This is a genomic window from Serratia sp. DFXYC6 (assembly GCF_057196085.1).
Genome location: NZ_JBXUNV010000001.1, coordinates 1,810,715 through 1,833,437 on the forward strand (window position 1 = coordinate 1,810,715; position 22,723 = coordinate 1,833,437).

38 protein-coding genes are annotated in these 22,723 nt (G+C 53.2%); 9 read left to right on the forward strand and 29 right to left on the reverse strand.

What is annotated here, in order from left to right:
* Positions 1-35 precede the first annotated feature (35 nt).
* The 16 genes from AC2CGQ_RS08755 to AC2CGQ_RS08830 form a co-directional block, all read right to left on the reverse strand.
* Positions 36-419 (reverse strand): phage tail termination protein, encoded by a 384-nt coding sequence (locus AC2CGQ_RS08755; RefSeq protein ID WP_060660825.1) that lies wholly within the window; start codon positions 417-419, stop codon positions 36-38.
* Positions 416-814: an HK97 gp10 family phage protein gene (locus tag AC2CGQ_RS08760; protein ID WP_060660826.1), complete on the reverse strand. Its 399-nt coding sequence runs from the start codon at positions 812-814 to the stop codon at positions 416-418. The genes AC2CGQ_RS08755 and AC2CGQ_RS08760 overlap by 4 nt, the downstream gene beginning before the upstream one ends.
* 2 nt (positions 815-816) lie before the next feature.
* Positions 817-1,164, reverse strand: coding sequence for a hypothetical protein (locus AC2CGQ_RS08765; RefSeq protein ID WP_484593589.1), 348 nt, complete (start codon positions 1,162-1,164; stop codon positions 817-819).
* A gap of 3 nt (positions 1,165-1,167) precedes the next feature.
* The gene (locus AC2CGQ_RS08770) at positions 1,168-1,404 is read right to left on the reverse strand and encodes a hypothetical protein (RefSeq protein ID WP_075686038.1); all 237 of its coding nucleotides are present in this window, start codon (positions 1,402-1,404) and stop codon (positions 1,168-1,170) included.
* A 173-nt stretch (positions 1,405-1,577) separates the two neighbouring features.
* Complete coding sequence (locus tag AC2CGQ_RS08775) at positions 1,578-1,853, reverse strand: hypothetical protein (RefSeq protein WP_075686034.1); 276 nt, start codon at positions 1,851-1,853, stop codon at positions 1,578-1,580.
* 1 nt (position 1,854) lies between these two features.
* Positions 1,855-2,259: a DUF7370 family protein gene (locus AC2CGQ_RS08780; RefSeq protein ID WP_484593590.1), complete on the reverse strand. Its 405-nt coding sequence runs from the start codon at positions 2,257-2,259 to the stop codon at positions 1,855-1,857.
* Between the two features lie 62 nt (positions 2,260-2,321).
* Positions 2,322-2,615, reverse strand: a complete 294-nt coding sequence (locus AC2CGQ_RS08785) for a hypothetical protein (protein WP_060429454.1) — start codon at positions 2,613-2,615, stop codon at positions 2,322-2,324.
* A gap of 9 nt (positions 2,616-2,624) precedes the next feature.
* Entirely contained in the window at positions 2,625-3,701 is a 1,077-nt protein-coding gene (locus AC2CGQ_RS08790; protein ID WP_484593591.1) for a major capsid protein, read from the reverse strand.
* A 17-nt stretch (positions 3,702-3,718) separates the two neighbouring features.
* The gene (locus AC2CGQ_RS08795; RefSeq protein WP_484593592.1) at positions 3,719-4,165 is read right to left on the reverse strand and encodes a gp53 minor capsid family protein; all 447 of its coding nucleotides are present in this window, start codon (positions 4,163-4,165) and stop codon (positions 3,719-3,721) included.
* Between the two features lie 11 nt (positions 4,166-4,176).
* Complete coding sequence (locus tag AC2CGQ_RS08800) at positions 4,177-5,442, reverse strand: hypothetical protein (RefSeq protein ID WP_484593593.1); 1,266 nt, start codon at positions 5,440-5,442, stop codon at positions 4,177-4,179.
* Positions 5,443-5,445: 3 nt separating this feature from the next.
* Positions 5,446-6,372 carry a phage minor head protein gene (locus AC2CGQ_RS08805; RefSeq protein ID WP_077038805.1) on the reverse strand — a complete coding sequence of 309 codons (927 nt, stop codon included), beginning with the start codon at positions 6,370-6,372 and terminating at the stop codon, positions 5,446-5,448.
* On the reverse strand, positions 6,356-7,684 hold the full coding sequence (locus AC2CGQ_RS08810; protein WP_484593594.1) for an anti-CBASS protein Acb1 family protein: 1,329 nt from the start codon (positions 7,682-7,684) through the stop codon (positions 6,356-6,358). The genes AC2CGQ_RS08805 and AC2CGQ_RS08810 overlap by 17 nt, the downstream gene beginning before the upstream one ends.
* Positions 7,685-7,705: 21 nt before the next feature.
* Entirely contained in the window at positions 7,706-9,019 is a 1,314-nt protein-coding gene (locus tag AC2CGQ_RS08815) for a PBSX family phage terminase large subunit (RefSeq protein WP_484593595.1), read from the reverse strand.
* On the reverse strand, positions 9,003-9,470 hold the full coding sequence (locus tag AC2CGQ_RS08820) for a DUF2280 domain-containing protein (protein ID WP_169540755.1): 468 nt from the start codon (positions 9,468-9,470) through the stop codon (positions 9,003-9,005). Before AC2CGQ_RS08820 ends, AC2CGQ_RS08815 begins: the two co-directional genes overlap by 17 nt.
* 31 nt (positions 9,471-9,501) lie before the next feature.
* Entirely contained in the window at positions 9,502-10,152 is a 651-nt protein-coding gene (locus tag AC2CGQ_RS08825) for a putative metallopeptidase (protein WP_484593596.1), read from the reverse strand.
* A 54-nt stretch (positions 10,153-10,206) separates the two neighbouring features.
* Complete coding sequence (locus tag AC2CGQ_RS08830; protein ID WP_484593597.1) at positions 10,207-10,563, reverse strand: hypothetical protein; 357 nt, start codon at positions 10,561-10,563, stop codon at positions 10,207-10,209.
* 201 nt (positions 10,564-10,764) lie between these two features.
* On the opposite strand from AC2CGQ_RS08830, the gene AC2CGQ_RS08835 reads away from it, so the two are divergent.
* A complete protein-coding gene (locus AC2CGQ_RS08835; RefSeq protein WP_484593598.1) occupies positions 10,765-11,145 on the forward strand; it encodes a hypothetical protein in 381 nt (126 codons plus the stop codon).
* Between the two features lie 36 nt (positions 11,146-11,181).
* On the opposite strand, the gene lysC is transcribed toward AC2CGQ_RS08835, so the two are convergent.
* The 13 genes from lysC to AC2CGQ_RS08900 all read right to left on the reverse strand — a co-directional run bounded on the left by lysC (position 11,182) and on the right by AC2CGQ_RS08900 (position 17,221).
* On the reverse strand, positions 11,182-11,436 hold the full coding sequence (lysC, locus tag AC2CGQ_RS08840; RefSeq protein WP_484593599.1) for an Rz1-like lysis system protein LysC: 255 nt from the start codon (positions 11,434-11,436) through the stop codon (positions 11,182-11,184).
* On the reverse strand, positions 11,327-11,707 hold the full coding sequence (locus tag AC2CGQ_RS08845) for a hypothetical protein (RefSeq protein ID WP_484593600.1): 381 nt from the start codon (positions 11,705-11,707) through the stop codon (positions 11,327-11,329). Before AC2CGQ_RS08845 ends, lysC begins: the two co-directional genes overlap by 110 nt.
* Positions 11,704-12,144, reverse strand: a complete 441-nt coding sequence (locus tag AC2CGQ_RS08850; protein WP_484593601.1) for a lysozyme — start codon at positions 12,142-12,144, stop codon at positions 11,704-11,706. The genes AC2CGQ_RS08845 and AC2CGQ_RS08850 overlap by 4 nt, the downstream gene beginning before the upstream one ends.
* On the reverse strand, positions 12,131-12,448 hold the full coding sequence (locus AC2CGQ_RS08855) for a phage holin family protein (RefSeq protein WP_049193441.1): 318 nt from the start codon (positions 12,446-12,448) through the stop codon (positions 12,131-12,133). The genes AC2CGQ_RS08850 and AC2CGQ_RS08855 overlap by 14 nt, the downstream gene beginning before the upstream one ends.
* 230 nt (positions 12,449-12,678) lie before the next feature.
* Positions 12,679-13,077, reverse strand: a complete 399-nt coding sequence (locus AC2CGQ_RS08860) for an antiterminator Q family protein (RefSeq protein WP_060706489.1) — start codon at positions 13,075-13,077, stop codon at positions 12,679-12,681.
* On the reverse strand, positions 13,074-13,430 hold the full coding sequence (locus AC2CGQ_RS08865) for a RusA family crossover junction endodeoxyribonuclease (RefSeq protein ID WP_484593602.1): 357 nt from the start codon (positions 13,428-13,430) through the stop codon (positions 13,074-13,076). The genes AC2CGQ_RS08860 and AC2CGQ_RS08865 overlap by 4 nt, the downstream gene beginning before the upstream one ends.
* Positions 13,427-14,401 (reverse strand): DUF968 domain-containing protein, encoded by a 975-nt coding sequence (locus AC2CGQ_RS08870; RefSeq protein ID WP_484593603.1) that lies wholly within the window; start codon positions 14,399-14,401, stop codon positions 13,427-13,429. The genes AC2CGQ_RS08865 and AC2CGQ_RS08870 overlap by 4 nt, the downstream gene beginning before the upstream one ends.
* Positions 14,401-15,471, reverse strand: coding sequence for a hypothetical protein (locus tag AC2CGQ_RS08875; RefSeq protein WP_484593604.1), 1,071 nt, complete (start codon positions 15,469-15,471; stop codon positions 14,401-14,403). Before AC2CGQ_RS08875 ends, AC2CGQ_RS08870 begins: the two co-directional genes overlap by 1 nt.
* 8 nt (positions 15,472-15,479) lie before the next feature.
* On the reverse strand, positions 15,480-15,656 hold the full coding sequence (locus AC2CGQ_RS08880) for a DUF4222 domain-containing protein (protein WP_065426409.1): 177 nt from the start codon (positions 15,654-15,656) through the stop codon (positions 15,480-15,482).
* Between the two features lie 2 nt (positions 15,657-15,658).
* A complete protein-coding gene (locus tag AC2CGQ_RS08885) occupies positions 15,659-16,339 on the reverse strand; it encodes a phage antirepressor KilAC domain-containing protein (protein WP_204373550.1) in 681 nt (226 codons plus the stop codon).
* 26 nt (positions 16,340-16,365) lie between these two features.
* Complete coding sequence (locus tag AC2CGQ_RS08890; protein WP_484593605.1) at positions 16,366-16,632, reverse strand: hypothetical protein; 267 nt, start codon at positions 16,630-16,632, stop codon at positions 16,366-16,368.
* Positions 16,633-16,640: 8 nt separating this feature from the next.
* Positions 16,641-16,955: a hypothetical protein gene (locus AC2CGQ_RS08895; protein ID WP_121976181.1), complete on the reverse strand. Its 315-nt coding sequence runs from the start codon at positions 16,953-16,955 to the stop codon at positions 16,641-16,643.
* A gap of 17 nt (positions 16,956-16,972) precedes the next feature.
* Positions 16,973-17,221: a helix-turn-helix domain-containing protein gene (locus AC2CGQ_RS08900; RefSeq protein WP_230118345.1), complete on the reverse strand. Its 249-nt coding sequence runs from the start codon at positions 17,219-17,221 to the stop codon at positions 16,973-16,975.
* A 98-nt stretch (positions 17,222-17,319) separates the two neighbouring features.
* Between AC2CGQ_RS08900 and AC2CGQ_RS08905 the strand changes: the two genes are divergently transcribed.
* The 8 genes from AC2CGQ_RS08905 to AC2CGQ_RS08940 all read left to right on the forward strand — a co-directional run bounded on the left by AC2CGQ_RS08905 (position 17,320) and on the right by AC2CGQ_RS08940 (position 22,722).
* Complete coding sequence (locus AC2CGQ_RS08905) at positions 17,320-18,060, forward strand: XRE family transcriptional regulator (RefSeq protein WP_060447793.1); 741 nt, start codon at positions 17,320-17,322, stop codon at positions 18,058-18,060.
* A gap of 345 nt (positions 18,061-18,405) precedes the next feature.
* Positions 18,406-18,561 (forward strand): hypothetical protein, encoded by a 156-nt coding sequence (locus tag AC2CGQ_RS08910; protein ID WP_484593606.1) that lies wholly within the window; start codon positions 18,406-18,408, stop codon positions 18,559-18,561.
* An 839-nt stretch (positions 18,562-19,400) separates the two neighbouring features.
* Entirely contained in the window at positions 19,401-20,240 is an 840-nt protein-coding gene (locus AC2CGQ_RS08915) for a ParB/RepB/Spo0J family partition protein (protein ID WP_484593607.1), read from the forward strand.
* Positions 20,224-20,769, forward strand: a complete 546-nt coding sequence (locus AC2CGQ_RS08920; RefSeq protein ID WP_484593608.1) for a hypothetical protein — start codon at positions 20,224-20,226, stop codon at positions 20,767-20,769. Before AC2CGQ_RS08915 ends, AC2CGQ_RS08920 begins: the two co-directional genes overlap by 17 nt.
* Entirely contained in the window at positions 20,766-21,962 is a 1,197-nt protein-coding gene (locus AC2CGQ_RS08925; RefSeq protein WP_484593609.1) for a DNA cytosine methyltransferase, read from the forward strand. Before AC2CGQ_RS08920 ends, AC2CGQ_RS08925 begins: the two co-directional genes overlap by 4 nt.
* On the forward strand, positions 21,949-22,233 hold the full coding sequence (locus AC2CGQ_RS08930) for a hypothetical protein (RefSeq protein WP_484593610.1): 285 nt from the start codon (positions 21,949-21,951) through the stop codon (positions 22,231-22,233). Before AC2CGQ_RS08925 ends, AC2CGQ_RS08930 begins: the two co-directional genes overlap by 14 nt.
* The gene (locus tag AC2CGQ_RS08935; RefSeq protein WP_154626785.1) at positions 22,230-22,418 is read left to right on the forward strand and encodes a hypothetical protein; all 189 of its coding nucleotides are present in this window, start codon (positions 22,230-22,232) and stop codon (positions 22,416-22,418) included. The genes AC2CGQ_RS08930 and AC2CGQ_RS08935 overlap by 4 nt, the downstream gene beginning before the upstream one ends.
* The gene (locus AC2CGQ_RS08940; RefSeq protein ID WP_484593611.1) at positions 22,408-22,722 is read left to right on the forward strand and encodes a hypothetical protein; all 315 of its coding nucleotides are present in this window, start codon (positions 22,408-22,410) and stop codon (positions 22,720-22,722) included. Before AC2CGQ_RS08935 ends, AC2CGQ_RS08940 begins: the two co-directional genes overlap by 11 nt.
* Position 22,723: the final 1 nt, after the last annotated feature.

Below are 22,723 nucleotides of genomic sequence, written 5' to 3' on the forward strand. Positions count from 1 at the left end.
CCGCCCAGAGGCAGCCTGATGGATAGATATGTGCGTTATTCGCCGTAGGTGCAGCAGACTAAAAGTCGGTAGATTAATCGCCCCTCTGCTGATGGGATTGGCGTTGGAGAGCCTCCAAGCAGACGCATAGCGCCAACACAGCTATCAGCGCCCTGCTGGCTGCTGATGTAGTCGGCGATTTTGTTCGCCGCGGCATCTGCTTCTGCGTTCTTTCCTTTGGCCCCGACAACATCGACCATTACGAAGAAATCTCCGCCGCGGTCGTATTGAATATCTGAACCACCGCCAGGCCGGAACACGATGAAGGCGTCGGATAACTTACCCGTGTCGTTCCACATCAGCGTTTGGATGGTGAGCCCCGCGGTTAGGCCTGCACTCTCGAAAAGATTTCGTAGGCGGAGATACATTGGAGGTGTCACAGCATCATCTCCTTCCTGATTATCTCGCCCACCTGCCGGCGGGTTTTCTCTGCGGCCTTGGTGAGGAATTTAGGTTCACCAGCAGGATCCCAGTAATTGCCTCGGTTGTTTGGCCGCGGTAACCCCTTCATGATGCCACTGGCGTTATGGACATAGACCGCATAATTCGCTGAGTAACCGATACGGCCAGTAATCCGAGTACCGTTGATCATTGTCTCCTGGTACTGCGAATTTATCAGGGTACTGGTGTCAACCGGGGTCATCAGCGCTGCTTCATTAGCGATTATCATCACAGCCGACTTGATAGCCCTGACCGCTTTTCTCGTCCTGACGTCCTCAACCACCGCATCAAGGCGCCGCTGGGCTTCTTTGATACCTTTTATCTTTACGCCCATCGCTATGCCCCCGTCAGAATGGCTATATCCTCAGCCAGGCGCTCAAACGTATCGGCATAGCGGATCACCTGCACCACCTCATCGGCACCCGCGGCGATCGGGTCTACCATGGTAGACACACCGATAAGCAGATAGTCGCCTTTCTTGGCATCAGTGAATTCAGTCCACACCGTGTTTTTTACAGTGATTTCCGAACCGATATTATTCAGCTTCGCAGAGAGTCCGCCCTGGTAATCGCACATGATAATTTCAGGCGGATCCCACCCCAGAGGATCGCCAGCTTCACTATTGCCAAGATTACGCCATATCGTGGCCTGGGCAGTATAAGACCAGCTTGCTACACTCGACACCGGTCACTCCTTTGGCGCCATAATGCGCTCAATCTCAAACCATTCGATATTCAGCGCGTTGACCTGCTGGCCTTTTCCTACCGGCACGAATAGACCGACGGTATCGCCGCATTCAAGTTGCAAGTAACGGTCGATAACGATTTGTGAAACAACGGACTCACTAAACGTCTTTGTTTCACCTGCAACGTGATAAACCACCTTCACGTTTAATGCACTAATCGTACTTTTTACAATCGCCATCTTTCATTCCCTCCATTGCAGCACCTTCGCTCCAGTCTCCCGGATGCGCGGGCAGTTAATGAACCACTCGCCGTCCGATTTAACGTAGCCGGTAGTCTCCCGCCCAGTGTCGGTCATCACCCAGACGCGGGTGAATGAGCGCGGCAGGCTGTGCTTAACTGATTTGTACGCCATCACTCAGCACCTACGACGGTAAACCCAGTAAGCTGATTGTCATCGTCATACACAGCCGCTGCGCGACCAGTTCCTGGCTTAGCCATAGCGTTCATGAAACCGACAACACCCATGGTTATGACACCATCTCGAGACTGTGAGCAGACAAAGGGAATGTCGCTTCCGAGAAATGCGTCGTTACATACCACTCGATGATTGACCAGGTCAGCAGCGGCCACAGGGTCAGACGCGAATAACTGGTTCAGCAGCTCGGCAATTTGTCTTGCTTCCAACATGTTATTTACTCCCATTACACATACAGCCACCCTTTCCGATCCAGATGCCAGCAAATGCCGGGGATGCGGTTGGGTCGGCAGGAATAAGGGCGGTAGCACAGCCGTACTTATCCAGCCCGCGCAGCAAGTTCACTGAGGCTTTCCAGCGATCGGTGAACGACTGATACCGGAAAGAACGCGACGCCCCGCTTGGAGCCGTCTGGCTGGAGATGTATTTGTCCCCCTGCCCGAGCCCCATAAGCGCCAGCAGATAGAGCTGAATCAGCAGCGCGGGCGATGCCGGATAATGCGCATCAAGACACTCCTGAATGCTGTTGGCCTGATCGACTAGAGCCTGAAGAACAAAATCGGGAATGGTAATTCCCTGGATCTCCAGATACTCCTTCGCCTGTTCGAGAGTTACCATTATCGACTCCGTGAAATACCCCGCCGGAGCGGGGCATAAAAAAACCGCCTTAGCGGCGGCTGTTATTCAGCAGGGAACAGATTTTCGAGCTCGCCTTCCGGCAACAGTTCAGCGAGCTTTTCTTCGCCGAGGTTGCCTTTGAACTCAATCCCCAGGTCAGTGAGCCGCGCCTTGATAGCATCCTTGCGCGACTTTGTTTCGTTGCCGGCATCCGGGGTAGCCGGGGTCAGTTCACCGCCGGCCGCGCCACGCATCAACCGAACGTTAGATTTCAGCGCTGGGTGAAGCTTTTCCAGTTCCAACACATCCCCGATCTCTACGCCATTCCAGGGGCGAATCACTTCGTATTTAGCCATGTTTACCCCTTATGCCAGATTGGCGCCGTAGACAACACCGGAAAGCCCCTGATCGTCCGCAGTGATTTGCAGACCTTCAGCAGACATGATCTGGAAGTTGTAGTTAACGTTCGGTAGTGGACGTGGCAAAGGAATAACGCCCACAGCCATGCCGACCAGTGGAGAAATCACATCGCTGCGACGAACGTAAGCGACGAACTCATTACCCTTCAGCGCAAATGTCATGCGGACTTCTTTAACCGGCGCGAATGGTAATACCGCCTGCAATACATTGCCGCTCACCACACCGTTGACCACGTATGGCTGTGCCAGGTTAGCCCAGATTTCTGGGGATACCCACATCACATCGTATTGAGCGACTTTGTTGGTTCGGGCCAGCATACCGAATGCACCTTTACCGAAGAAATCAAACAGCTGAGTCATGGTGGCAGTGGTCAGGTCGATGTTAGCGCCACCAGCGCCAGCGCCGAGATTCAGCTTTTTGGTGTTGCGGTGGTTTTTGATGCCTTGTGCCTGGTAGGACTGCACCTGAATGTTCGCGTTGCCGTTCAGGTAATAATTGACGCGCTCTTTATTGAATTTGCGCATTTTCGCCATCTGCGAGTCCAACACCAGATCGATGCCCACGGTGTTCAGCCCGGCAGCATGGCGCCAGTTCACACCATAGCCGGCTGTGAATACCGGAATTGGGTCTCCATCGCTGGCGTATTCAGTATGGTCGAAGGAGAACGGCGCTTGGCCGTCAATGCTTACTGACACATCATCAGCAATATCACCGACCACACTATACAGCTTGGCTGTTTTGCCGACGGACAGAACCGTTTGCACGCCGATCAGATCGTTGATGATTTCCATGCCAACTTCCTGATCGCGCAGTTGCAGTACCTGACGATCAATTTCAGCCCAGAAATCACGAGTAAAGCCACCTGCAGCGTTTACTGCCAACCACTCCTGCGTCATGTGGGCGCGGTTGGCAGCGATCATGGCGTTATGATTGGCGTTCCACATATTGCGGTTCGCCCACAGCTCATTCCAGTGACCGCCGAGGCGGCTGTTTGCAGCCAATGTCTCTTTGGAGAAATACATGTGCGTTTATCCTTCTTTTAAGCGCCAGCGGCGACAGTGCCAACGCGCATACGCACGCGGATGAAATCGGTAGCGCCGGCGGCGATGGTGGCTTCGTCCTGGCTGTAACCGATCACTGAATCAGTGTCAGCAGTTGCCAGGGTGAATTGGCCGTTAGCGCCAAGCTTGATCGGGCTATCTTTCTTGTACGCGCCAGGTACGCAGAGCAGCGCCAATTCACGACCTTCTTCCACGTAGTTGCCTACAGCGGAGTCGCCAGCAGGAACCGCCTCGGTGATTTTCAGCCCTTGATGGTAGGCAACGTCGATGATGTAGATTCGGCCCTTTAGCGCGGTAGCCTGAGCGAATTCATCGCTGGCGTTGATGACGGCAGCAGTGCCTGGCAGAAGCGCCACGGCAGTGGTGCGGGTTTCGGTCTTATACAGCGACTTTCCGTCGATGTTTACGCGACGATAACGTGGCATTGGATAACCCCTTATTTGAAGTGTTCTTCGGCGGCAGGTGCGCCATTTTCTTGCTGATGCTGACCGGAGTTACCGCCCAACTGAGCCGAGCTTCCCAGGCGCTTAAAAGCGTCATCCAACGCTTCTCCTGTCAGGGCATTAGCAGCCAGTTCACCAAGAACAGCCGCAACGGCTTCACGCTTGGTTTTCTCTTCCGCGCGAGAGTTTGCAGTCAGGGTTTCGGCTAGTTGGTTATGGTTGGCCTGCAGCGCATCAACTTTTTCGGTGATCGGCTTGAGCGCCTCGGCGAAGTTGGCGGCCAGGCCTTTGCCGATTTCGGTGATCAGCTCTTGTTTCTCTTCAGTGGTTAAAGGCATGTCGCCCTCCGTTTGGTGGTTGGTTGCAGGTTGTTCCTGCGGATTGAAAAGGGATTTAACTTTGTTGGCGATGACCGTCACCCAGGATTCCTGCCGCGCAACCGGTGTTCCGGTTTCATCAAAGGTGATTTTTCCGCCCTCCGACGTGTAGCCATAAACCTGAGCTGCGCCGCCGTTGCGGATGATCACCACCTGCGAGTCGGTGAAGTCTGCCACCCAGGCAGATTCATTTTCGCCGGGAGCGAATTTATCTTTTGCTGCGCGGTCGAGACGTTGCTCACGATCCCGGTAGGATTCGCCAATCAGCGCGCCAGAGTTGGCCTTTAACGGCGTGGCAAGGTCAGCGTTAACCATCAGCCCAACGCCCTGCTCAGGCGTCGCTGCGCCCACTTCATGCAGCAAGATTGCGTCATGATCCATGCCGTGAATCTTTGCCACCCACTTGGCACCTGTGGCCTTCTGTTGCTCATTGGGCTCAAGCTGGTCGAGAAACACCGCAACGCTGGTGTGAATAGGTGGAACATCTTCGCCGCGCTCAATGGCTTCTACGCGGGAGATAAGCTCCCTGCCTCCCTCACTCTGGTTGGCGATCTGGGTATCAACCCACTTCTCCAAGTAGATCCGGTTGCCCGATTTCTTCACATTGCGATTCCAGGCACCGATATGACCCTGGTTGATACCTTCAGGAGAAAAGGCAGAGATGAATGCGCCATTTAGCTGCGGATGCCCCAAAGGCGCCAGCGTGCCTTCCAGGCCTTGATAATGAGCATCGATTTCGCTGGCGGTATACAGCCCTTCATTCATGACCACGTTTGCCGGCAATGTGTAGCTCGGTAAAACAAGGTGCTCGCGGCCGTTATATGACTCGCGGCGAATTGCCTGGCTGTTCACTTTCGTGGTGACGTTAACTTGAACTTTCATGGATTAACCCTCTGCCCATTTGTAGCCTCTCTCCTTCATGTCGTTGAACGTCTGCTTGGCCTTGTCGATGATCGAAGGAGTGAGAGGGTTCCCTTTGTCATCCACCAGCACGGAAAGCTGCGAGCATTTGCAGTTGATGGCGTTGCCATTCTTCGTGTACCACTCCCTCACCTCATCCTGCGTATACAGGTGAGCATGCCTGGCGGCGTGCGTTGCTCGGGTAGTAGGGCTTAACGCAGAGATGTGAAGCAGCTTTGTTTTGATGCCGTAGCGGTCTTGCGCATCCTGAGCCTCATCCCACCGAGCTCGGCGTAGTGCGGTAGTGATTTCCGTCCTGGCTATGCGATTCGCGCGCCGGGTTTCAATACCGGTTTGCTCGTTGAGGTTTTTGGCTACGTCACGCGGGTTTAGCCCCCTGGCAATGCCATCAGTCAGAATTCTCGCCATATCGCTCTTAACCTGAGCGCTGAGCCCTTTCATCTCTTCGAACTCGCGCGCTCTGACCAGAATCAAACGCAGCTGATAGGGCTCACTCAACAAGATGTTGGGAACATCCTGCTGTCCGGCAGCGTAAGCGGAGGATTGCTGGGAGAGGTTGTAATACTCCTGAGCCGTTCCTCGCTGGTAAGCCACAGACACATAGCGCCCAAAGAACCACAGATTGAACTCGCCGCCCTCCAGAAGAATTTCGTCCACCAGCGCTTCACCGTTCTGCAACAGCATCGACAGAAGCCCCTGATCAAGGCGGAAGGTGTAGCGCTCGTTTACGACGGGTTCAGATGGGATGCGGTTGAGGATGTCGATATAGCCTTTCGTTATCAGCTTCATGCGCTTTGCAAACTCACGCATGGCGCCACGCTCTAACTTATCAACTCCTGTGGGATCTTTGATGTTGCTCGGCAGGATTGGAGGTTTAGGTTTCGTCGTCATCCCCTGTCTCTCCAAGCGGTTCGCCGCCTTCAGTTTCGAATCCTGCTGCAGTGCGAATTTCCTCACCGCTGAATGGCGCCGTGTCTCCGCTTTCGACCATGGCCTTGTTCACCTCTGCCATGGCTTTGGAGTCCGCCAGGCGCTCAGCGCGAGTCTGTTGATTGAGATCATCCCAGATGACCGTTTTCTGGACGACAGAATCGATAATTCTCAGGTCAATCAACTTGTCGCAGAAGTCCTCAATTTCGAACGACAGATCACCGCGGCGACTCTGGCAGCGCCCGTTCATGTACTTCTGGTCTTCGGTGCTTGAGCGTTCAGCCTGTTGGTTGCCTACCAGTATTCGCGATGGAATATCAACGCCGGCAGAAGCCGTTTGCAGGTTCACGCTATAGGTTGGGCTTGGATCAGACACAGGGGAAACAAGGGAGGTAACAGCTGCACCCTGTAGACTCATCAGCACATCGTTGCCGCGGTTCATCTCGCGCGCGGCTTCGTTGAACTTGTCCTGCAATTCGTCAACGCTGACGCCATACATAGACGCCAGACTGCCGAAGTCGATCTCTTTGTCGAAGCTAAGCGCCAACTGCCGCGCTGCGTTCTTCAGGAATGACTCACCAGAACCACCCTCTACTTTCTCCAGGCTGACAAATGCGTTATATGCTGGCTCAAGGAATCCGATAGCGTCGTCGGTGTAGTCACCAAGGATGAAGATCCGGTCTGGATGGATTTCGACACGGCGCGTAGCGCCATTTGAAAGCCGTTCCGTGTATTGCCACATCTTCGGTTGGCCGTATGTTTGCGAGTTAAGACCGGTATCCCACTCGCTCACGTTTAGTGAGCCAGCCCAGGCTACTGTGACTTTCTCGAGGCCTCGCCCTCTGGCTGCTTCGGTATTCCATGGTTTGTTATCGCGGATGTGCAACAAAATGCCAGAGTAACGTCCGACAAGCCGCCGACGGTCAGCCTCTGCAAAAGCGCGCCATAACCGGTTGGTGAATACCGGTTTGAGTTTTTTCTCCCAGGCAGTTTCCGCGCGCTTCTCGTCGGCCTTATCACCCTCGATGATCTCCGGGTTGGTCTGCCAGCATTTACCCACCAGCTTTTCCACGGCGCCATGCGCAATACCACCGCGGCGATACAGTGAATAAAGGTTGTCGTAAGTGATCTGCTCAGGAAAGCCGTATTCGCACCATGCGGAGCCGCGTTTATTATCCAGGCCCATAGATGGCCCAAGCATCGCCATACGAGCACGCTCAATCCTGGCGTCGTTCAACGCGTGGTTGACGGCCAGTTGGAGATTTTTGTTCATGTGGTTTCCGTTTGGAGTGGTTTACCTAAGTCGCTTAGGGATAAGCATTCCCATTGCTTGAGGCTTGTGCTTGATATAGCCATCAAGGCCGTAGCGAACACCATCCCAGCAATGGTTATTCTTGTCCTCAATGATAGGCAGGACTTCGCCAGTAATACGGTCGGTTTTGTACGAGTAGAGCCGCGCCTCTTTTGCTGTTTCTTTACAGCGAGGATGAATAATGATCTTCTTAAATCCACGAAGGCAGGTTATGCCATCCTCAACACTACCTGCCCACTTCTGAGCAGCGGCAATATTGAATCCTTGAGCTTTGATGTGGCTGATAGTTTCAGGACGAGAGTTGTCTGCCTTGATAGGCCATTTGCGCGCCTCGGGGATGCCGTGATATTTCGCCTCGTCTGTTACCTTCCATTCTTCCATTTGCCGCTGCGATGCCCCTTCTCTGCCAGCATAGAACTTCCACATGTCATCGAGCTCTATGCCATTGCCATAGGCTTCGTATTCGATATAGAGGTTGCTTTCGAGGATGAACATTCGAATGAGCGTGCTAGGGTCTTTCGCGAAGCCGAAGTCGGCGCCAAACAGCAATCGTTCAGCTTTCTGCCACAGGTCATCAGCAAAGCTCTGCACGACGTATTTATTCGCCAGCACCTGCTTATCAGAGTTCTCAAGATATGCGCCTTCCCAGATCCACGCGTAATCGGCGTAATCAAGGTTTTCAAGGTCTTCAATTCGCTCATCTTCGAGCACTTCTGGGAACCACGGATTGTCGCTGTAGTTCATCTCGACAATCATTGAACTTTTAGGAGGGTTCTTTCTGAACAGCTTATCGGTAGCGCTGCCGTCTTTCTCCGGGTTCCAGGTGACCCAAATTTCTGACCCCTCTTCACGAACGGTCGGACGAAGCTTTTTCCAGGCCGTGGATGAAACTGACTCTGCTTCATCCACCCAGGCTACTAGAATTCGCGCCTTCGACTTTATGCTGTCGAGGTTATGACGCAGGCCGCAAAACACGTAGCTTACTTTGCGGTTTTTGGTGCGAATGTATTTCTCGCCAATATCGAAGTAATCATCCAGCCACGGTACAGACCTGATGGCCTGCTTTACTTCCTCCATGGAGGATTCTTCCAGGGAGTTCATAAATTCACGGGCGCAGAGGATCACCCCGCTTAATCCACTTTCTGCTGCCTGGTATGCCTTTACCGCGCTCATAAGCGCAAAGGTGCGTGTCTTTGCTGAACCACGTCCGCCGTGAGCACCGCGATAGCGAATCCCTTCAGTAGCGAAAACCGGTACAAGCTTGGCGGGAATTTGCAGATCAACCTGACTTTCCATTAGTTGGCTCCACTCCCACCAGTCTGATTGTTGTTGGCCGAGGAGTCATGCTCCCATCAGGGCTGGTGTGCTCAACCTTCTGTTTGTTGCTATATGCATCACCGCACTCTTTCGCGGCTTGCTCGACGATCTGAGCGGCCAATGCATAGTTCTTCATGGTTTCGGTTCGCGTCGCCATGCGATCAAGAACTCGCAGCCGGTAGGCCTTGTTGGCGATCGGAATGTCTGAAATTTCTGTCTTGAATCGCTCCCGCGTCGTGTAGAACAGGTCTACCCACTTCTTAGCCAGCGACTTGCCGCTAACCTTTGTCGGGTCGTGAGATTCAACCTGCTGACGCGTGATTTTTAGTCCAAACTCTTTTTGGACGGACTCCACCACAAGCGTAGGGGTGTCAAAGCACGCAAGCGACTGAATGATGAAGGCTTTTACATCTGGTTTTAATGCAGCCATAAATCACCATCCGTCCAATACAGTCCAATATTTACGCCAGCCTCAACATGCAGTTACCGCACGCCCTGGCAATGTTTAGTTGCGCCACCTCCGCAGGCCTGTTAGCCGCATCAACCAGTTCCTGAACTTCCACGCTGGCGCCGTACCGGCGAACCACGCCAACAAACTCTTCAACGTCGTGGCCGCGCAGCTTAAGCACTGGCTGGCCTTCCTTGTTGAATTTTGGTGCGCCGAAATCGTCTGTCGCCTGCGCGATGTGGTAAAGCTCATGCTCGACCAGGGCGCAGAACTCAGCATCAGAACACTGTGAGCAATAGTCAGCAGCGAGAGTGATGATGAATTTCGGCACTTCACCGAACCACTCATACATCTGCTGTTCCATCCGGGCCTTCTGCCAGCCGCCGGCGCGCATCGCTACCTCTTCAGCCTGGCCGAGCACATGGCGCCCTTTCTTCTCAAACGCAGACGATGCCCACATAAAGCGCAGATCGGCGTCTGCAAGGTGTCCGTGGTCTGGGTTAAACAGGCTGCCGGCTTCGTCGATAATTTGACGCTTTATCCACTCCTGTACCTCGTTCGCAGGAACCAGGCCGATATATGGCGTTACCTGATGGTCTTCGATAAACCTTAGCGGTGGGTATGGGCGCCTCTCATGGCTCTCATCCAGTACTGTCTTAGCCATGATTTTCTCCCAATAAAAAAACCCGCCGGAGCGGGTTTTAATCTATTGCCATGCTTATTTCTGTTGGCGTCGCTTCAGTTTCAATGTGCCTTCCCCTACTTCAATCTCTTCGTAGTCTTTAAAAAGGCCAATAATCAAGGCAATACCTATTGATGCAGCTGCAATAATTGCGGCAATCTCCATGCCGGAAAGTGCAGCTGCAGACGCTACTCCCATCGTAGAGATTCCGCCTGTAAAAGGCGCAGCTGCAAGAGCCGCAGCTATGGCCGCGATTGTAGCACCGCTAGCTTTAGCAACTTTTTTTCCTCTTTGGAGCTTGTCGGCTAATACACCCTCAACAATGATATAATCTGCCTTTTCCTTACTGGCCTTCTCCAACTCTTCTTTTGTTCTAACAACGATTTGAGCCACGGCTATCCCTCCTATTTTGAAAGGGATAATAGTCGCAATATCCTTTTGTATGAAGCATTATCGGTGGCACTCAGTGAATGCCACCAATAATGCCTCACCTGTGGTCTGTTGAGAAAAAACCATCTGTGCGCAATTGTCATTCCTATTTACATGGTTATAATTTCTCCAGCTCTACAAGACTCTCAGAAACAAGGCGGAAATATGGAAAAGAAAAGACCTGCTGTAGTCAGATTTGGTGAAAGTGCTCACAATAATTATGTTGGTGAAGTAAAAGTTGGTCGGATGGGTGGTGACGGCATTGTTTTCGAAGGTGAGTCTACGAGTAACAAAGTCTCTAGCTTTACCGTTGGAATTAGTGAGTTATCTTTAGCCATTGATGCTGCAAAAGCTGAACTAGAACAAATCGGTATTGATGAAACAATTAAAAAAGAAATAATTGCAAAAATTAACGACCTAGACAAAGCAGAAGATAAAGAGACTCGCTTTGAAAAATACAAGTCACTGATAGATTTAGCAGAAAAACATATCACGATTTTAGGACCTCTGTACGTAGGTCTAAAAAGTCTTTGGGATCTGTTTTAGCCATTTCATTATCTGGCGCCTATGCATGGCGCCTTATCACCATTCTTTCCTCCATTCCCTCAGCGTCTCTACCTGGCTGGCGCAGATTGAAAAAGCTGTTTTTAATGAGAGCGTATAGCTCACCGCGTCTCCCCAGGTGTTGCCCTGTAGCTCTGGCTGCTCGCATGGAGTGAAAACTGACTCAGGGGGCAACAGGACGATTTGCAGAGGTGCCGGCGGCGTTCTGCTGCAGGAGCTCAATAACAGCGGTAGGCATAGGACTATTCCCACATTTACTGCCTTTAAGTGCATCACGCAATTTCCTCTGGTAGGTTTCCTCGCGCTGGCGTAGTAGCTGTTCTCTTTGTTGTTGCTCTGCTGCCAAGGCTCTGTTCTTCCGGTCTTGTGCTTGCAGGGCTGAGATCAGTCCTGACTGCTGCGCCAGCGTCTTTTCCTGCTGCTTAACCTGTTCACCGGCCTTTACTGCGTTACCGTGGAAGTAAAACGCCAGCCTGCCGGAAACAATCAACGCCACCAGCAACAGGCCGATCGCCATCGTGCGGAAGCTGAATGAGGTGTTCATGACAAAAACATCTCGCGCTCTGCTGCACGGCGTGCAACCAGACCATCAAGCCGTTTACCGCCGGCATTTACCCAGCGGCCAAATTGGTCTGCTGCACCTTGCTTATCGCCATCGTTCAGATTTTGCAGAAGTGTAGATGTACTCAGCGAGCGCAGGCCGAGGTTATACGCAAAGCTCACCAGCGCATCGAATTGGCCCTGAGTGATTTTCACCTTCACCAGCTGATTAACGCCCTGCTCATACTGCACAACGCCGCATTTCAGCAGCCGATCGGCAGTGGCCTGATCAATCTGCATACCTGGGCCGACTTTCTTACCGTCAACAGGCTGTGTCCACCCGTAACCGATCGTCCAAACGCCTACCGAATCCTGATAGGCTTTCAACCGCAGACCTTCGAAGCGCTTAATCAGCTCAATGCCGCTTTTACTGATATTCATTGCTATCGCTCGCTTTATTCAGGAATCGACGCTCCAGCGCCTTAATCAGCGATGCACCAGACCAACCAGCCATGCCGCACACGCCGCCCATCACCTCCGAAGGCCAGTCGTAATGCAGGGCGATCATCACCATAGTTAACCCGGCGAAGATAGAAACGAAGAGTTGCAGAAACAGCGTGCGCCAACTAAAGGCCTCGCCATTCAGCACCTTGAATGAGTAACTGGCAATGGCTCCCAGCAAAGTCATACCGAACGCAATCAGCATTGATAAGATGTTGGGCTCGTTCTTCCAGGGCATTTTCATAACCTCCCCCTTCCGGGGCTCTTTCCCGGTTTCGGGTTATGGACAGGGATCAGCCACCAGCCGTAAACGATTTGGCGATACGGGGTGTGCCAGGTGTGTGTCGGATGTTGGCTGGGGCTGAAAACAAGAAAACCCCGCCGAAGCGGGGTTTTTTAAAGTCTATAAGCTACGTCACTGCGTAACCACTCTTATCACAATAGCCAGTAAAATTCGTAACGAAAAGCGGAAATTTACGCGACAGCAGAAATTTCTGATCTGCTTGTCCAAGCGTCCATCTCAAGCGTCGCCCCGGTCATAGCCAAACAGCCTTCTATAAAGCTTTCTGCCATCATCAGCTTCTGCCTTATGTTCCCTTCTGAAACCTTCCATCTACGGGCTATCTCCGACTTTGACACCCCGTATCGGTAGTGCAGCATGATTACTCCAAGCTCTCTTTCGTCGCGCACCTTCTTCAATCTACCCACGGCGCCATCAACAATCAGGCCATCATTATCGCAGCATGAAGGCTTACTCTTGCTAGTGTTAGGCAGAAGCCCCTTAAACCCTGCAGCGATCGGAGAGTAGTCCACGCCGCTGTTATCTTTCGCCCATTGACCCCAACGCTCTAATACCAACTGGATATCTCTCATATAATTTCCTTGATGATTATCTCGCCGGCATTTCCCCAGCGTTTGGTTACGCGGACATCCCAAACGGCACAATCTTCATAGTAGATTGCGTCCATAAGAGCTTTTAGTAAGTTGTCTGCATCTGGCTTCTGCTGATGCGGTTTCCCGGCCATCTCAGCGCGTTTCTTCTTGCTCCAACTCTCAGGCATGGGTAAAACAAACGTCACGTGATATCCGCTCTCAGGCAGCGAGATTCGATTCAATTTCACCTCGTCGCAGAATGCCCGATAGCGGAGAACTGGCGGGCGCTTGGCCCACCGGTCTTTTTGTGTCATGCGTGGTTTAGGGATTGGCGTGATCGGGTACGTTTTCATGCGATCGCCCCGATGCCAAAGGAGAAATCCAGGAACTCAAACAGCAATTCAACCTGGCTACCATGTTCCGCTTCCCATGCCGTCATATTCTCGTGCAGCGCGTCGTGGTGTTTACGGCACAGCGGGATGGTGAAGAAGTCGTGCGCCTTGGTAGCCATTCCGCCTTGCCCATGACCGATGATGTGGTGCGGGTCATCAGCCCGCGCGCCACATACCACACAGGGACGTGTCTTAACCCAACGGGTGTACTTGCTGTCTTCGGCGCGGGTTTTCTTCGGGAGTAGAGCAAAAGCACCTGACACTTCAGGGTCAACCTTGAAGCATTTAGCCGCGTCCTTTGCGATGAGTTCTTTAACCGACGGCAGGCAATCCATGTCGGACTCCCTTCGGGTGCCACTGATTACCTTTGGTTCCGGCCTATCTGTCACCGTGCGCGCTACCTCTTCGGGGATCAGATCGAATACCCCGGCCAGCATCGACCACAGCAGCAGCTCAGGAATGGTTAACGGGCCTTCCGACTTCAAGCGGTGCTTTGCCGTCTCAGCTATCCAACGAGCAGTATTACGAGCTGCAATTTTTTCCAACTTCGGCGATGAGCCACAGCTTTGCTTGTAACACTGAGGGCAAATGCGAACGGCAGAATGCCCTACCCGCTCAGTGTCGAGAATCGTCGAAGGCCGATCGTGTTTGTTGTACTGGCACTTGGTGAACTGCGTAGCCCAGGCTTCGATTGCGTTAATCCCGCCGCAGGCGTTTATGACGCGCTCGTGCTGGAAGAAAGCCTGCAGCCGCGGGTCGCTGGCGATCTCATGCTCCACCGGCGGCAGAACCCCTTCTGGCGTGTCCACAAATTTACGAGGAATTGTTGAAATCATCAGGCGCCCGTTCATGTGAAACGCCATCTCTTCAGTAACTGGGATCAGCACAATACCCAGATCACGCTGTACCGCTGCTTTCACTATCGCTCTCATCAGGCAATCCTCGCTAAATCGTTCTCGCTGGCCTTGGCAACTGCCTGAGCCCAAATCCCCGTCCATGCTCGGCGGGCGTCGTAATCGGTCATGCGACCAAGGGATCCGGCCATCTCCTTCGCAAGCTTCTCAACTTCGTTCCTTGGCTGCTGGCGCTGGGATACCAGACGGACATAGGCCTCTTCGCGGGCGGCGCTATCCTGGCGCTGTACTTTCGGGAGGTCATCTGCCCGCTCTTCCTTGACCTTCAGGTAGCATTTCTCAGTGATCAGGTAGTCGAAGTCCTTTTTGCGCCAGGTCTTGCCGCTGTTCGTGTCTGGGCGATCTTCCAGCATCCAGCGGCATTTTTTCGAGATGTACCGCAGGTAAGCGCCCCAGCGCTCCATGTCCATCTCGTAGTCCTTCCAGAGCTTGCGCAGTGCCTTGCGGCGCCCGTCGGTCATTTTCAAGACGTCAGGAAGTTCTGGCAGCGTGGCGCGGAAGATGCGAAGCACTTCGTCGTAATCGATTTTCAAAGAATCCTCTTGCGGCTGGTCTGTCGGCGCAGCCGGCAGACGTACAGGTTTTATCTCTGCTGTAGTCTCTGAAGTAATCTCTGTGTAATCTCCTGTATGAATGTCTGCGGGATTCCCGCAATCTGGCGCGCTGCTTTCCCGCATACTTGTCTGAGGGTTTTCCGCATGCTTGTCTGCGGCATTACCGCACTCTTGAATGCGGGATTCCCGCATACTGGACTGAGGGTTTCCCGCATTCTGGGTTTTCTCTTTGATTTTCTTCAGAAGAAGCAACTCAAGAGCATCGGCTTTAACCCGAAAATAGAGCTTTGCTGGTACACCACGGCGATCCTCTTCAAGCACCCCGGCGGAGATAAGGCGACGGCGTGCCGTTTCCTGTTCCTCACGCGTAAGGCCTGTTTCATCGCGGATCTCTTTCTGGGTTTTGTAGAACCAGCCGGCATCCATTCGGTTATGCCAGTAAACCAACTGCGACAGCAGAACAGCGCCGGTCACCCCAACCCCCAGGCCGACGAAAGACGGCTGGTAAGCTATGGGCCGATCAAGAAGCTGCATTAAGGCGCTCATATGTCCACTCGCTTAAATTTCTCTTTGAATCTTTCAAGAGGTTGCATGCATTCATGCGGATAGCCCTCTCTCATAAAAATCACCTGACGCTCTACACGTTCCCACCGGATGACCTTCACGGGGTTGCCGTGGTCATCGACATATTTCCTATCCAGCGGGGTTGATTGGCTCATGGTTAGCTCGCCATCAGCTCAGAGGCGTAACGTTCAGCAATCCACTGAATGCCACGCGGCGTTACCCTGGTTTGCGTGAAGGCGTGACCAAAATCAGACTTGCCAGTTTTGACGGTGAATAACCCGTCCCGCTGGCGTAGTGCATGGGGAAGCAGATTCCCGGACTGGCGGAACAAAACCTTGTCGCGGATCAGCGCGTCAATCATCGCTTTCTCTGGCATGTTCAAAACCTTTGCCGTGGCGCGCAGGCTTTTTGAACCTGATGCGTCTACGTAGTGATCGACAAAGGCCACCTTTGGTGCGTCGGCCTGAACCTTCAGCTCCAACATCGCCTTCTGTTCGGCCATATCAGCAGCCAGGCGCAGCGCTTCAGGGAGCGTCTGCGGGACAGGTGAGTTTTGCTCTTCCAGTTCGTGCAGGCGCTTGATCACCCTCATGCGCAGGCTGGCGCTGTATCCGGTCACCAAACATTCGGTATGCTCCCTGTCGAGCGCGTATTCCCGGTATTGCTGGCCGTTCTGGGGGTGTCTCCAAATCTGGATATACCCATCCAGGCCTTCGCCCAGCTGTTCCAGCATGATTTCTATGTCGCGCATGACGTGGCCGTGTTGCTTGCCAGTCAGCTCGGCAATTTCACGGCTCGTCATTTTCGGGCTGTTGCCACCGATCGCCACGTTTGCCATAATGAATCGACCTCTCAGGTTAGGTTTTAGAAAAGTGTCGGCCGAGCAGCTGCAACTGTTCGGCTTCTCTTCTTCCCTGATTCCGGTTTTTCTTCCTTGGTACAGCTCGCAAGAACGTACTGGCGCGCAAGCGTGAGACAGTCGTCATAAATCATCCCTTTCCTGCTCGCCTGCGACTTTCGCCGGTAAAGGTCGGCTCCGTGTGATGCCCCCCCCTGAGCCAGCGCTTCGCTGAATCCCTCTTTCACCAGCTGCTTTTTGATGTTGTCGTAAACAAACGTGTCCCAGGCCATAAAGCCCCCTATTCCGTCTTTGGTTCCCGGATGTGCTCCAGCATCGAAAGCAACTTTTTAGCCTCATCGCCGGTCAGCACTACGTTTTGCTCGCATCCAGGGGCTGCAACGCACCCTTCAGGCAATCCAAGCTCCAACACCATCCGCGCCGCCATCTTCACGATGCGAACCTTGTCACGGCTCAACCCCGAAGGGTGGATCCCCATCCCCATCGCCAGCGGCTTGTTGCCGCGCAAAATGGCCTCCTTGTGAAAGAAGCTCTCCAGCACTTCAGGCTTGCAGTTGACGCGCACTGAATTGCGACTTGTTGCGACTGATTCCATTTACAATTTCCGTTGTCTTACAGTGATTGGTTGATGATTGGCGGCTGGCTTTCGCTGGCTCGCGCATAACGTTTGGGGTAAAGAATTTGCAGCTCGGTGATCTCACCGGAGTAGAATTGAGATAGCTTTTCAGCCAACTCAGGCGATGCTGTATGCACGCCACGTTCTACACGGCTCAGGTATCCAGGGTCACAATTGACCGCATGGGCTACGTCAGTGATCTTGAGCTCTTTCTTTACACGCATATTTCTAAGTGGTGTTTGCATAGCGGCCCCTTTTAATTGCGCTACACGCATATTAATGCGCATTTCATTTTTGCGCAAGACGCTTTGCGTGTGACGCACATGAATGGAAAAATGACGGCATGGAAACCGAAAAGAAGCTACCTAAAGAAATCGACCCTACTGTAGGTCGTAACATCCGGCACCTTCGCGTTAAGAAGGGGCTAAATCTTGCTGACCTTGCGAATGCTGTTGATAGCGACGTAGGGAACATCTCTCGCCTGGAGCGGGCTAAGCAGGGTTATAGTGACGAGATGATCAGAAAGATTGCTGACTTCTTTGAACGCCCTGTTAGCGACCTTTTCAGGCCTGATTTGCCTTTCGAAAACTTATCTCCTGAGTCTGATGCTCAGCCAACCAGGCTTAAAGCCTCAGTATGGGAGGATGGAGCTCAGGACAGCGAGGAATTTGTGGAAATCCCACTAATTGACGTTCATTTTTCTGCAGGCGATGGCAGTGTCGAAATTGTGGAAAAAGAGGAGTTTGCCTTAATTTTCCGGCGTTACTATCTCCACAAGTTGGGAGTGTCTATATCAGCGGCCAAACTTGTCCGTGTGATCGGCAACAGTATGGAACCGAGATTGTCTGACGGTGATGTAGTAGGCATTAACACAGACGATACGCGCATTCGGGATGGCAAGGCCTACGGCATCCGTCATGGCGATCTGCTTAGAGTAAAATATCTTATTGAGCAGCCAGACGGCGGTGTAGTGATCCGCTCAATGAACCGAGAAGAGTTTAAAGACGAAGTTCTTACCCTCCAACAAAGAAAAGAACAACTAGTTGTTCTTGGTCGGGTTTTCTGGTCTTCATCCACCTGGTAAACCACATATAAGCAATCAAACCGGCTCAGGCCGGTTTTTTTGTGCCTAAAACCCACTTCTTCACGCAAATTTTTTAACCAGAAATTTCAAACATATGCGTAAAAATACAAATTCACGCTCACTTTTGCGCTTGACGCATTTGCGTTATACGCATAAATTAAATCCATCGACAGCAACAACGTCACCGGCAGGAAGCCACACAGGTAAGACGCCCAGGGGTGAGCGATGCAATCACTCCCCGGCCCCGAGAGGGATCGACCGGAGACGTTCTTTAGGGAAGAAGTGGATTTACCCTGCCGCTGCCAGTCTGGGGCGGCAGGCATAAAACCACTGAGGAGTAAAACGATGCAACTCGAACAAAACGCGAATTGGCAGACCAAGGCACGCGGCGACAACGACAGCGAATATCAGATTTACCTTGCCTGCGCTGACGACGGTAAAGGTAATGAATTCATGACCGGAAAGCCGTTGAAAACCTATGACGAGTGGCTGACCAGCTAACACCCACCGCGCCCTACGGGACGCACTGAGGCAATCATGACATTCAACGAAAAAGTATGGCTTGGCGTGGTTGTCCTCTGCGTCGCGTTCTGGTCAGCAGTCGGTTTTATCATCGCCGGTTAATGCCGGCGTATTAGCCTGACCACTCGCCCGATTCCTTAAATTCTGGAAGCTGTGAAGGATCCTACCTCATGAGTGGTCAGCCCAATACCTCACCTATCTGGTGGCGTATCGTTTCGGTTCCTAATTTATATCTACACAGTATAAAGCCCCGGTTCGATGCGCCACCAGGTGCGTGAGAAATCACAAGCCTGCTCAGTACCACTTCCCTTGTCACATCCTTTGCCCCGCTCGCCGGGGCTCTTTTTTCTCATCAGTAAAGGCGCTGCCCGCCGCTCCGGAAGTGCCGGAACCGTAGCGAAAGCGAGCGCGGATCCCAACAAGGCAGCGCCTTTACCCATGTGAATTTCATTGAGAGGACATGTTATGCAAACCACTACCCAACGCTGTGAGCACTGCGGTAAAACCCGCGACGTAGCCAAACAGGCCGTTAGCATTCAACGCTACGAAGACGGCAGATATAAGGCCGTCCGAATCCTCGTCTGCGCCGACACCTGCGCACCGGTGTACGTCGTCCGCCAGAACATCAGAACACTGCAGCGCCGCCTGCACACCCAGCAGCGGAGGCCAACATGGTAAGCCTAAACGCTCGTATTCAGCACAAGTACGACCTGACCGGGGGTGATTTCGCCCCTAAGCGCCACCACGGCAAACACCTCTTCTACCTTCTCATTTTTACCCTGTGCCTGCTGACTGCCGGCGCGGTCTGGAGTTAATGCATGGCGAACTCATTCAAGCAGATGAAGAACAACGGAACGCTTAAGCGGACTGACTCCGGAATGTTCATCAAGCTGGCTGATATTCACGTCCAGGAAGGCTTCAACAAGCGCGTAGACGATGAGCGCACACAGGCCGCTGATGATGACCTGTTCAATCACCTGTCATCAGGAAAGCCGGTTCCTCCGCTTGAGGTTCGCCCACGCGATGAAGGCGGCGTTTGGATTGTTGAGGGCCACCGCCGGCACCGCGCATATTTGCGTTGCCGTGACGCGGGAAAGCCCGTTGAGTGGATAGCAATCCTACCGTTCACTGGTAGCGACGTGGAGCGCATAGCGCGCATCATGAACAGCAATAGTCAACTGGCACTTACCCCTTACGAGCAATCGCGGGTGGTAAAAGAGCTCTCAGGCTTCAACCTGTCACCAGATGAGATCGCCGCGCTTGTCGGCAAAAGCCGTGCCACGGTCGATAAGCTGCTTGCCCTCACCCAGGCAAATCACGATGTTCAGACTCTGGTCAAAGATGGCGCCGTTGCTGTCGATGCCGCTGTTGAGCGAGTGAAAGAGCATGGCGAGCAAGCCGGAAAGGTACTGGCCGGCGACGTCGAAAAGGCCAAGGCTGCAGGCAAGAAAAAGGTCACAAAATCCTTTATCGCACCAAAATTCAGCGCGCCAAAGTCCCGCAAGCTCGTCACGCTCTTAGCACAGGCTGAAGTCCGGGAAATTGACGGCCAGATAGCCTACATCCTTCCCGCCGGCACTCAGCTTGATGTGCTCGCCATTCTCGATGAATACCGCTCCACCAGCAGCAAGGAGAATCCCGATGGTTCAGAGATATAACCCTGACTACGTCATGCACGCGGCGCGATTTGAGCCGTTTGCCCGCGAAAACGAACACGGCGAGTTCGTTAAATTCTCCGACTATGAAGCCTTGGTATCAGAACTCGCCAGCAGCCGGCAGATCAATGCCCAAACGCTGCAGGTAAAGCTGACAATGGCTGAGTCCATCAAAAAGCTGACGGATCGAGTTAATGCGCTGGCTGTGGAGAATGCGGCGCTGAAGAGTGCCATAACCGGGAAAGCCTATATCGACTTCGTGACATCCAATGGATGGAACCCAGGGATGAAAACCATCAACGGCAAGTTTGCTGGCTTTATGGATGCAGAGATCGATTTCGGGTGCATGGCATATGACCAGGCCAAGAAGTTGATCGATGCGGTCGGAACCCCAGCCACCTCCGCAGCACTTGCAGCTATCCGTGATGCAGTTCTAGACCGGGTAATCGCAAAACTTGGCGCAATGGGCTCTCCTGATTTCACTCTAATGGCCGTACAGGCATTAAAAAACGAGATGCGGGAGGCCAAATGAAAGAGCGCCCAGTGGCCTACTACAACGAAATCGACCCATACGCTGCGCAGTGGCTGCGCAACCTGATAGCTGCCGGCCATATCGCGCCCGGTGATGTTGATGAACGCTCGATCGAGGATGTGAAACCTGATGACTTACGAAACTACACCCAATGCCATTTCTTCGCCGGGATCGGTGTCTGGTCATATGCCCTCCGCAACGCAGGATGGCCTGACGATAAACCGGTCTGGACAGGCTCCTGTCCGTGCCAGCCTTTCAGCGCGGCAGGCAAAGGCAGCGGGTTTGATGACGAGCGGCACCTGTGGCCTCACTTCCATTGGCTCATTAGCGAGTGCCGACCTCAGCACGTCTTTGGCGAGCAAGTTGCAAGCGGCAACGCAAATGCTTGGTTCGACCTTGTACAAGCTGACGTGGAAGCAATGGGTTACGCCTTCGGGCTTGTCCCGTTCCCGTCTGCGGGCGTCGGCGCGCCGCACATCAGAGATCGAGCGTATTGGGTGGCCAACGCCAACGGCGAACGCTGGTACCGGAACGGGAACCGCAGGGCGTCAGGGAGGGATGAATATTCAATCAGCAGCGGCGCTGACCGGTTGGCCCACTCCCCAGGCGATCGACAGCAATTCCGGTGTACGGGCTCCGAGGCTGAAAAAGGATGGGAAGCGGGATCCGCTGTCGGAAGGAAGCTATCGCAGCGATCTGAAAGATGCGCCGTACTTGATTTTCAGTGCGCCACCCTATGCAGAGCTAATGGGCTGGCCGACACCAACGACAATCGACAACAACCAGGTTCGCGGGGAGGCTTCGGCGGCGAATGCCCCGCAGAGGGGAACGACGATTGGCGGTGCGGCGAGGCTTGCGGGCTGGCTAACGCCGACAGCGGGGAGCAACGACAGAGCGCCAGATGCATCCAGGGCGTTGGCGATTTACCGGCAGGACGGCTCGAAAGTTCAGCAGAGGTTGCAGGATTTTGCAGCAATATGCCAGCCAGCCCGGTTAACGGCTTCTGGCGAAATGCTGACTGGCTGTTCTGCCGGGATGAAAAGTGGCGGCCAGTTAGACCCGGCTCATTCCCGTTGGTTGATGGGGCTACCGCAAGAGTGGGACGACTGCGCGCCTACGGCAATGCCATCAACGCGGAAGCGGCAAAAGTCTTCATAGCGGCATATTTGGAGTCCCAACATGGCCAAACGTAAGAGCAACAGAGCGGCGCGTCGGTTGTTGTGCATGCCGGTATGGCTGAGCAACAGAAAGCAGATGTCAGGCTGGCCATCGACAATCCGCACAGTCTATTTCGCCGACAAAGGGAAACCATCCCGCAGCCAGCGACGAGCAAAGCGCCTTATTGAAGAGACTCGAATCGAGCGGCACTTCTGGATGAATGTTAATGCCGGCATGAGCGATAACGAAGCATATGCAGCTGCGGTAAAAACGGTTAAGGGCGAGGCCCAGGAGAAAGCATTATGAGCAAGCTGAATGATAAACAGATTTCTGCTCTGAATGATATATCAGAGGGGAATAGAAAAATTATATCAAAATCAACACTAAATTCACTTTCACGCCTTGGGCTGATTAGAATTTATCCGCCAATTGGGTGGGTAATTACCCAGTCCGGCATGGAAGCGTTAAAGGAGCTGGCAGATGGACAATAAGCTGAGCAAACTGAGCAAGCCTGCCGGATGGAAGAAGCGCGCCGAGGACGCAGAGAAGCGCATCGCCGAGCTGGAAGAGGAATTCGCATTCATCATGGGGCAGAACGACGGAATGGAGAAGGAACTGCGCGACAAAGATGCACGCATTGAACACCTGGAAGCCAAGCTGGCTACGCCGGTGCGGTTGCCGAGAACGCTTTGGTATGAGCACGACGATTTAGCGCACGAAATTCCAGTGCTGGAAAAGAAGAAAGTAGTGGCAGAAATCCGCGCCGCTGGGTTCAAAGTCGAGGGGGATGAGTAGG

What these genes read in the sequence shown, in the direction of transcription:
- AC2CGQ_RS08810 (WP_484593594.1), bottom strand. Translation starts at nt 7,684, where the DNA reads ATGAACAAAAATCTCCAACTGGCCGTCAACCACGCGTTGAACGACGCC.
- AC2CGQ_RS08860 (WP_060706489.1), bottom strand. Translation starts at nt 13,077, where the DNA reads ATGAGAGATATCCAGTTGGTATTAGAGCGTTGGGGTCAATGGGCGAAA.
- AC2CGQ_RS08900 (WP_230118345.1), bottom strand. Translation starts at nt 17,221, where the DNA reads ATGCAAACACCACTTAGAAATATGCGTGTAAAGAAAGAGCTCAAGATC.
- AC2CGQ_RS08820 (WP_169540755.1), bottom strand. Translation starts at nt 9,470, where the DNA reads ATGGCTGCATTAAAACCAGATGTAAAAGCCTTCATCATTCAGTCGCTT.
- lysC (WP_484593599.1), bottom strand. Translation starts at nt 11,436, where the DNA reads ATGCACTTAAAGGCAGTAAATGTGGGAATAGTCCTATGCCTACCGCTG.
- AC2CGQ_RS08935 (WP_154626785.1), top strand. Translation starts at nt 22,230, where the DNA reads ATGAGCAAGCTGAATGATAAACAGATTTCTGCTCTGAATGATATATCA.
- AC2CGQ_RS08870 (WP_484593603.1), bottom strand. Translation starts at nt 14,401, where the DNA reads ATGAGAGCGATAGTGAAAGCAGCGGTACAGCGTGATCTGGGTATTGTG.
- AC2CGQ_RS08780 (WP_484593590.1), bottom strand. Translation starts at nt 2,259, where the DNA reads ATGGTAACTCTCGAACAGGCGAAGGAGTATCTGGAGATCCAGGGAATT.
- AC2CGQ_RS08880 (WP_065426409.1), bottom strand. Translation starts at nt 15,656, where the DNA reads ATGAGCCAATCAACCCCGCTGGATAGGAAATATGTCGATGACCACGGC.
- AC2CGQ_RS08835 (WP_484593598.1), top strand. Translation starts at nt 10,765, where the DNA reads ATGGAAAAGAAAAGACCTGCTGTAGTCAGATTTGGTGAAAGTGCTCAC.
- AC2CGQ_RS08775 (WP_075686034.1), bottom strand. Translation starts at nt 1,853, where the DNA reads ATGTTGGAAGCAAGACAAATTGCCGAGCTGCTGAACCAGTTATTCGCG.
- AC2CGQ_RS08940 (WP_484593611.1), top strand. Translation starts at nt 22,408, where the DNA reads ATGGACAATAAGCTGAGCAAACTGAGCAAGCCTGCCGGATGGAAGAAG.
- AC2CGQ_RS08885 (WP_204373550.1), bottom strand. Translation starts at nt 16,339, where the DNA reads ATGGCAAACGTGGCGATCGGTGGCAACAGCCCGAAAATGACGAGCCGT.
- AC2CGQ_RS08770 (WP_075686038.1), bottom strand. Translation starts at nt 1,404, where the DNA reads ATGGCGATTGTAAAAAGTACGATTAGTGCATTAAACGTGAAGGTGGTT.
- AC2CGQ_RS08855 (WP_049193441.1), bottom strand. Translation starts at nt 12,448, where the DNA reads ATGAAAATGCCCTGGAAGAACGAGCCCAACATCTTATCAATGCTGATT.
- AC2CGQ_RS08760 (WP_060660826.1), bottom strand. Translation starts at nt 814, where the DNA reads ATGGGCGTAAAGATAAAAGGTATCAAAGAAGCCCAGCGGCGCCTTGAT.
- AC2CGQ_RS08795 (WP_484593592.1), bottom strand. Translation starts at nt 4,165, where the DNA reads ATGCCACGTTATCGTCGCGTAAACATCGACGGAAAGTCGCTGTATAAG.
- AC2CGQ_RS08875 (WP_484593604.1), bottom strand. Translation starts at nt 15,471, where the DNA reads ATGCAGCTTCTTGATCGGCCCATAGCTTACCAGCCGTCTTTCGTCGGC.
- AC2CGQ_RS08895 (WP_121976181.1), bottom strand. Translation starts at nt 16,955, where the DNA reads ATGGAATCAGTCGCAACAAGTCGCAATTCAGTGCGCGTCAACTGCAAG.
- AC2CGQ_RS08785 (WP_060429454.1), bottom strand. Translation starts at nt 2,615, where the DNA reads ATGGCTAAATACGAAGTGATTCGCCCCTGGAATGGCGTAGAGATCGGG.
- AC2CGQ_RS08865 (WP_484593602.1), bottom strand. Translation starts at nt 13,430, where the DNA reads ATGAAAACGTACCCGATCACGCCAATCCCTAAACCACGCATGACACAA.
- AC2CGQ_RS08800 (WP_484593593.1), bottom strand. Translation starts at nt 5,442, where the DNA reads ATGAAAGTTCAAGTTAACGTCACCACGAAAGTGAACAGCCAGGCAATT.
- AC2CGQ_RS08905 (WP_060447793.1), top strand. Translation starts at nt 17,320, where the DNA reads ATGGAAACCGAAAAGAAGCTACCTAAAGAAATCGACCCTACTGTAGGT.
- AC2CGQ_RS08850 (WP_484593601.1), bottom strand. Translation starts at nt 12,144, where the DNA reads ATGAATATCAGTAAAAGCGGCATTGAGCTGATTAAGCGCTTCGAAGGT.
- AC2CGQ_RS08790 (WP_484593591.1), bottom strand. Translation starts at nt 3,701, where the DNA reads ATGTATTTCTCCAAAGAGACATTGGCTGCAAACAGCCGCCTCGGCGGT.
- AC2CGQ_RS08805 (WP_077038805.1), bottom strand. Translation starts at nt 6,372, where the DNA reads ATGACGACGAAACCTAAACCTCCAATCCTGCCGAGCAACATCAAAGAT.
- AC2CGQ_RS08930 (WP_484593610.1), top strand. Translation starts at nt 21,949, where the DNA reads ATGGCCAAACGTAAGAGCAACAGAGCGGCGCGTCGGTTGTTGTGCATG.
- AC2CGQ_RS08845 (WP_484593600.1), bottom strand. Translation starts at nt 11,707, where the DNA reads ATGAACACCTCATTCAGCTTCCGCACGATGGCGATCGGCCTGTTGCTG.
- AC2CGQ_RS08915 (WP_484593607.1), top strand. Translation starts at nt 19,401, where the DNA reads ATGGCGAACTCATTCAAGCAGATGAAGAACAACGGAACGCTTAAGCGG.
- AC2CGQ_RS08910 (WP_484593606.1), top strand. Translation starts at nt 18,406, where the DNA reads ATGCAACTCGAACAAAACGCGAATTGGCAGACCAAGGCACGCGGCGAC.
- AC2CGQ_RS08825 (WP_484593596.1), bottom strand. Translation starts at nt 10,152, where the DNA reads ATGGCTAAGACAGTACTGGATGAGAGCCATGAGAGGCGCCCATACCCA.
- AC2CGQ_RS08925 (WP_484593609.1), top strand. Translation starts at nt 20,766, where the DNA reads ATGAAAGAGCGCCCAGTGGCCTACTACAACGAAATCGACCCATACGCT.
- AC2CGQ_RS08815 (WP_484593595.1), bottom strand. Translation starts at nt 9,019, where the DNA reads ATGGAAAGTCAGGTTGATCTGCAAATTCCCGCCAAGCTTGTACCGGTT.
- AC2CGQ_RS08890 (WP_484593605.1), bottom strand. Translation starts at nt 16,632, where the DNA reads ATGGCCTGGGACACGTTTGTTTACGACAACATCAAAAAGCAGCTGGTG.
- AC2CGQ_RS08920 (WP_484593608.1), top strand. Translation starts at nt 20,224, where the DNA reads ATGGTTCAGAGATATAACCCTGACTACGTCATGCACGCGGCGCGATTT.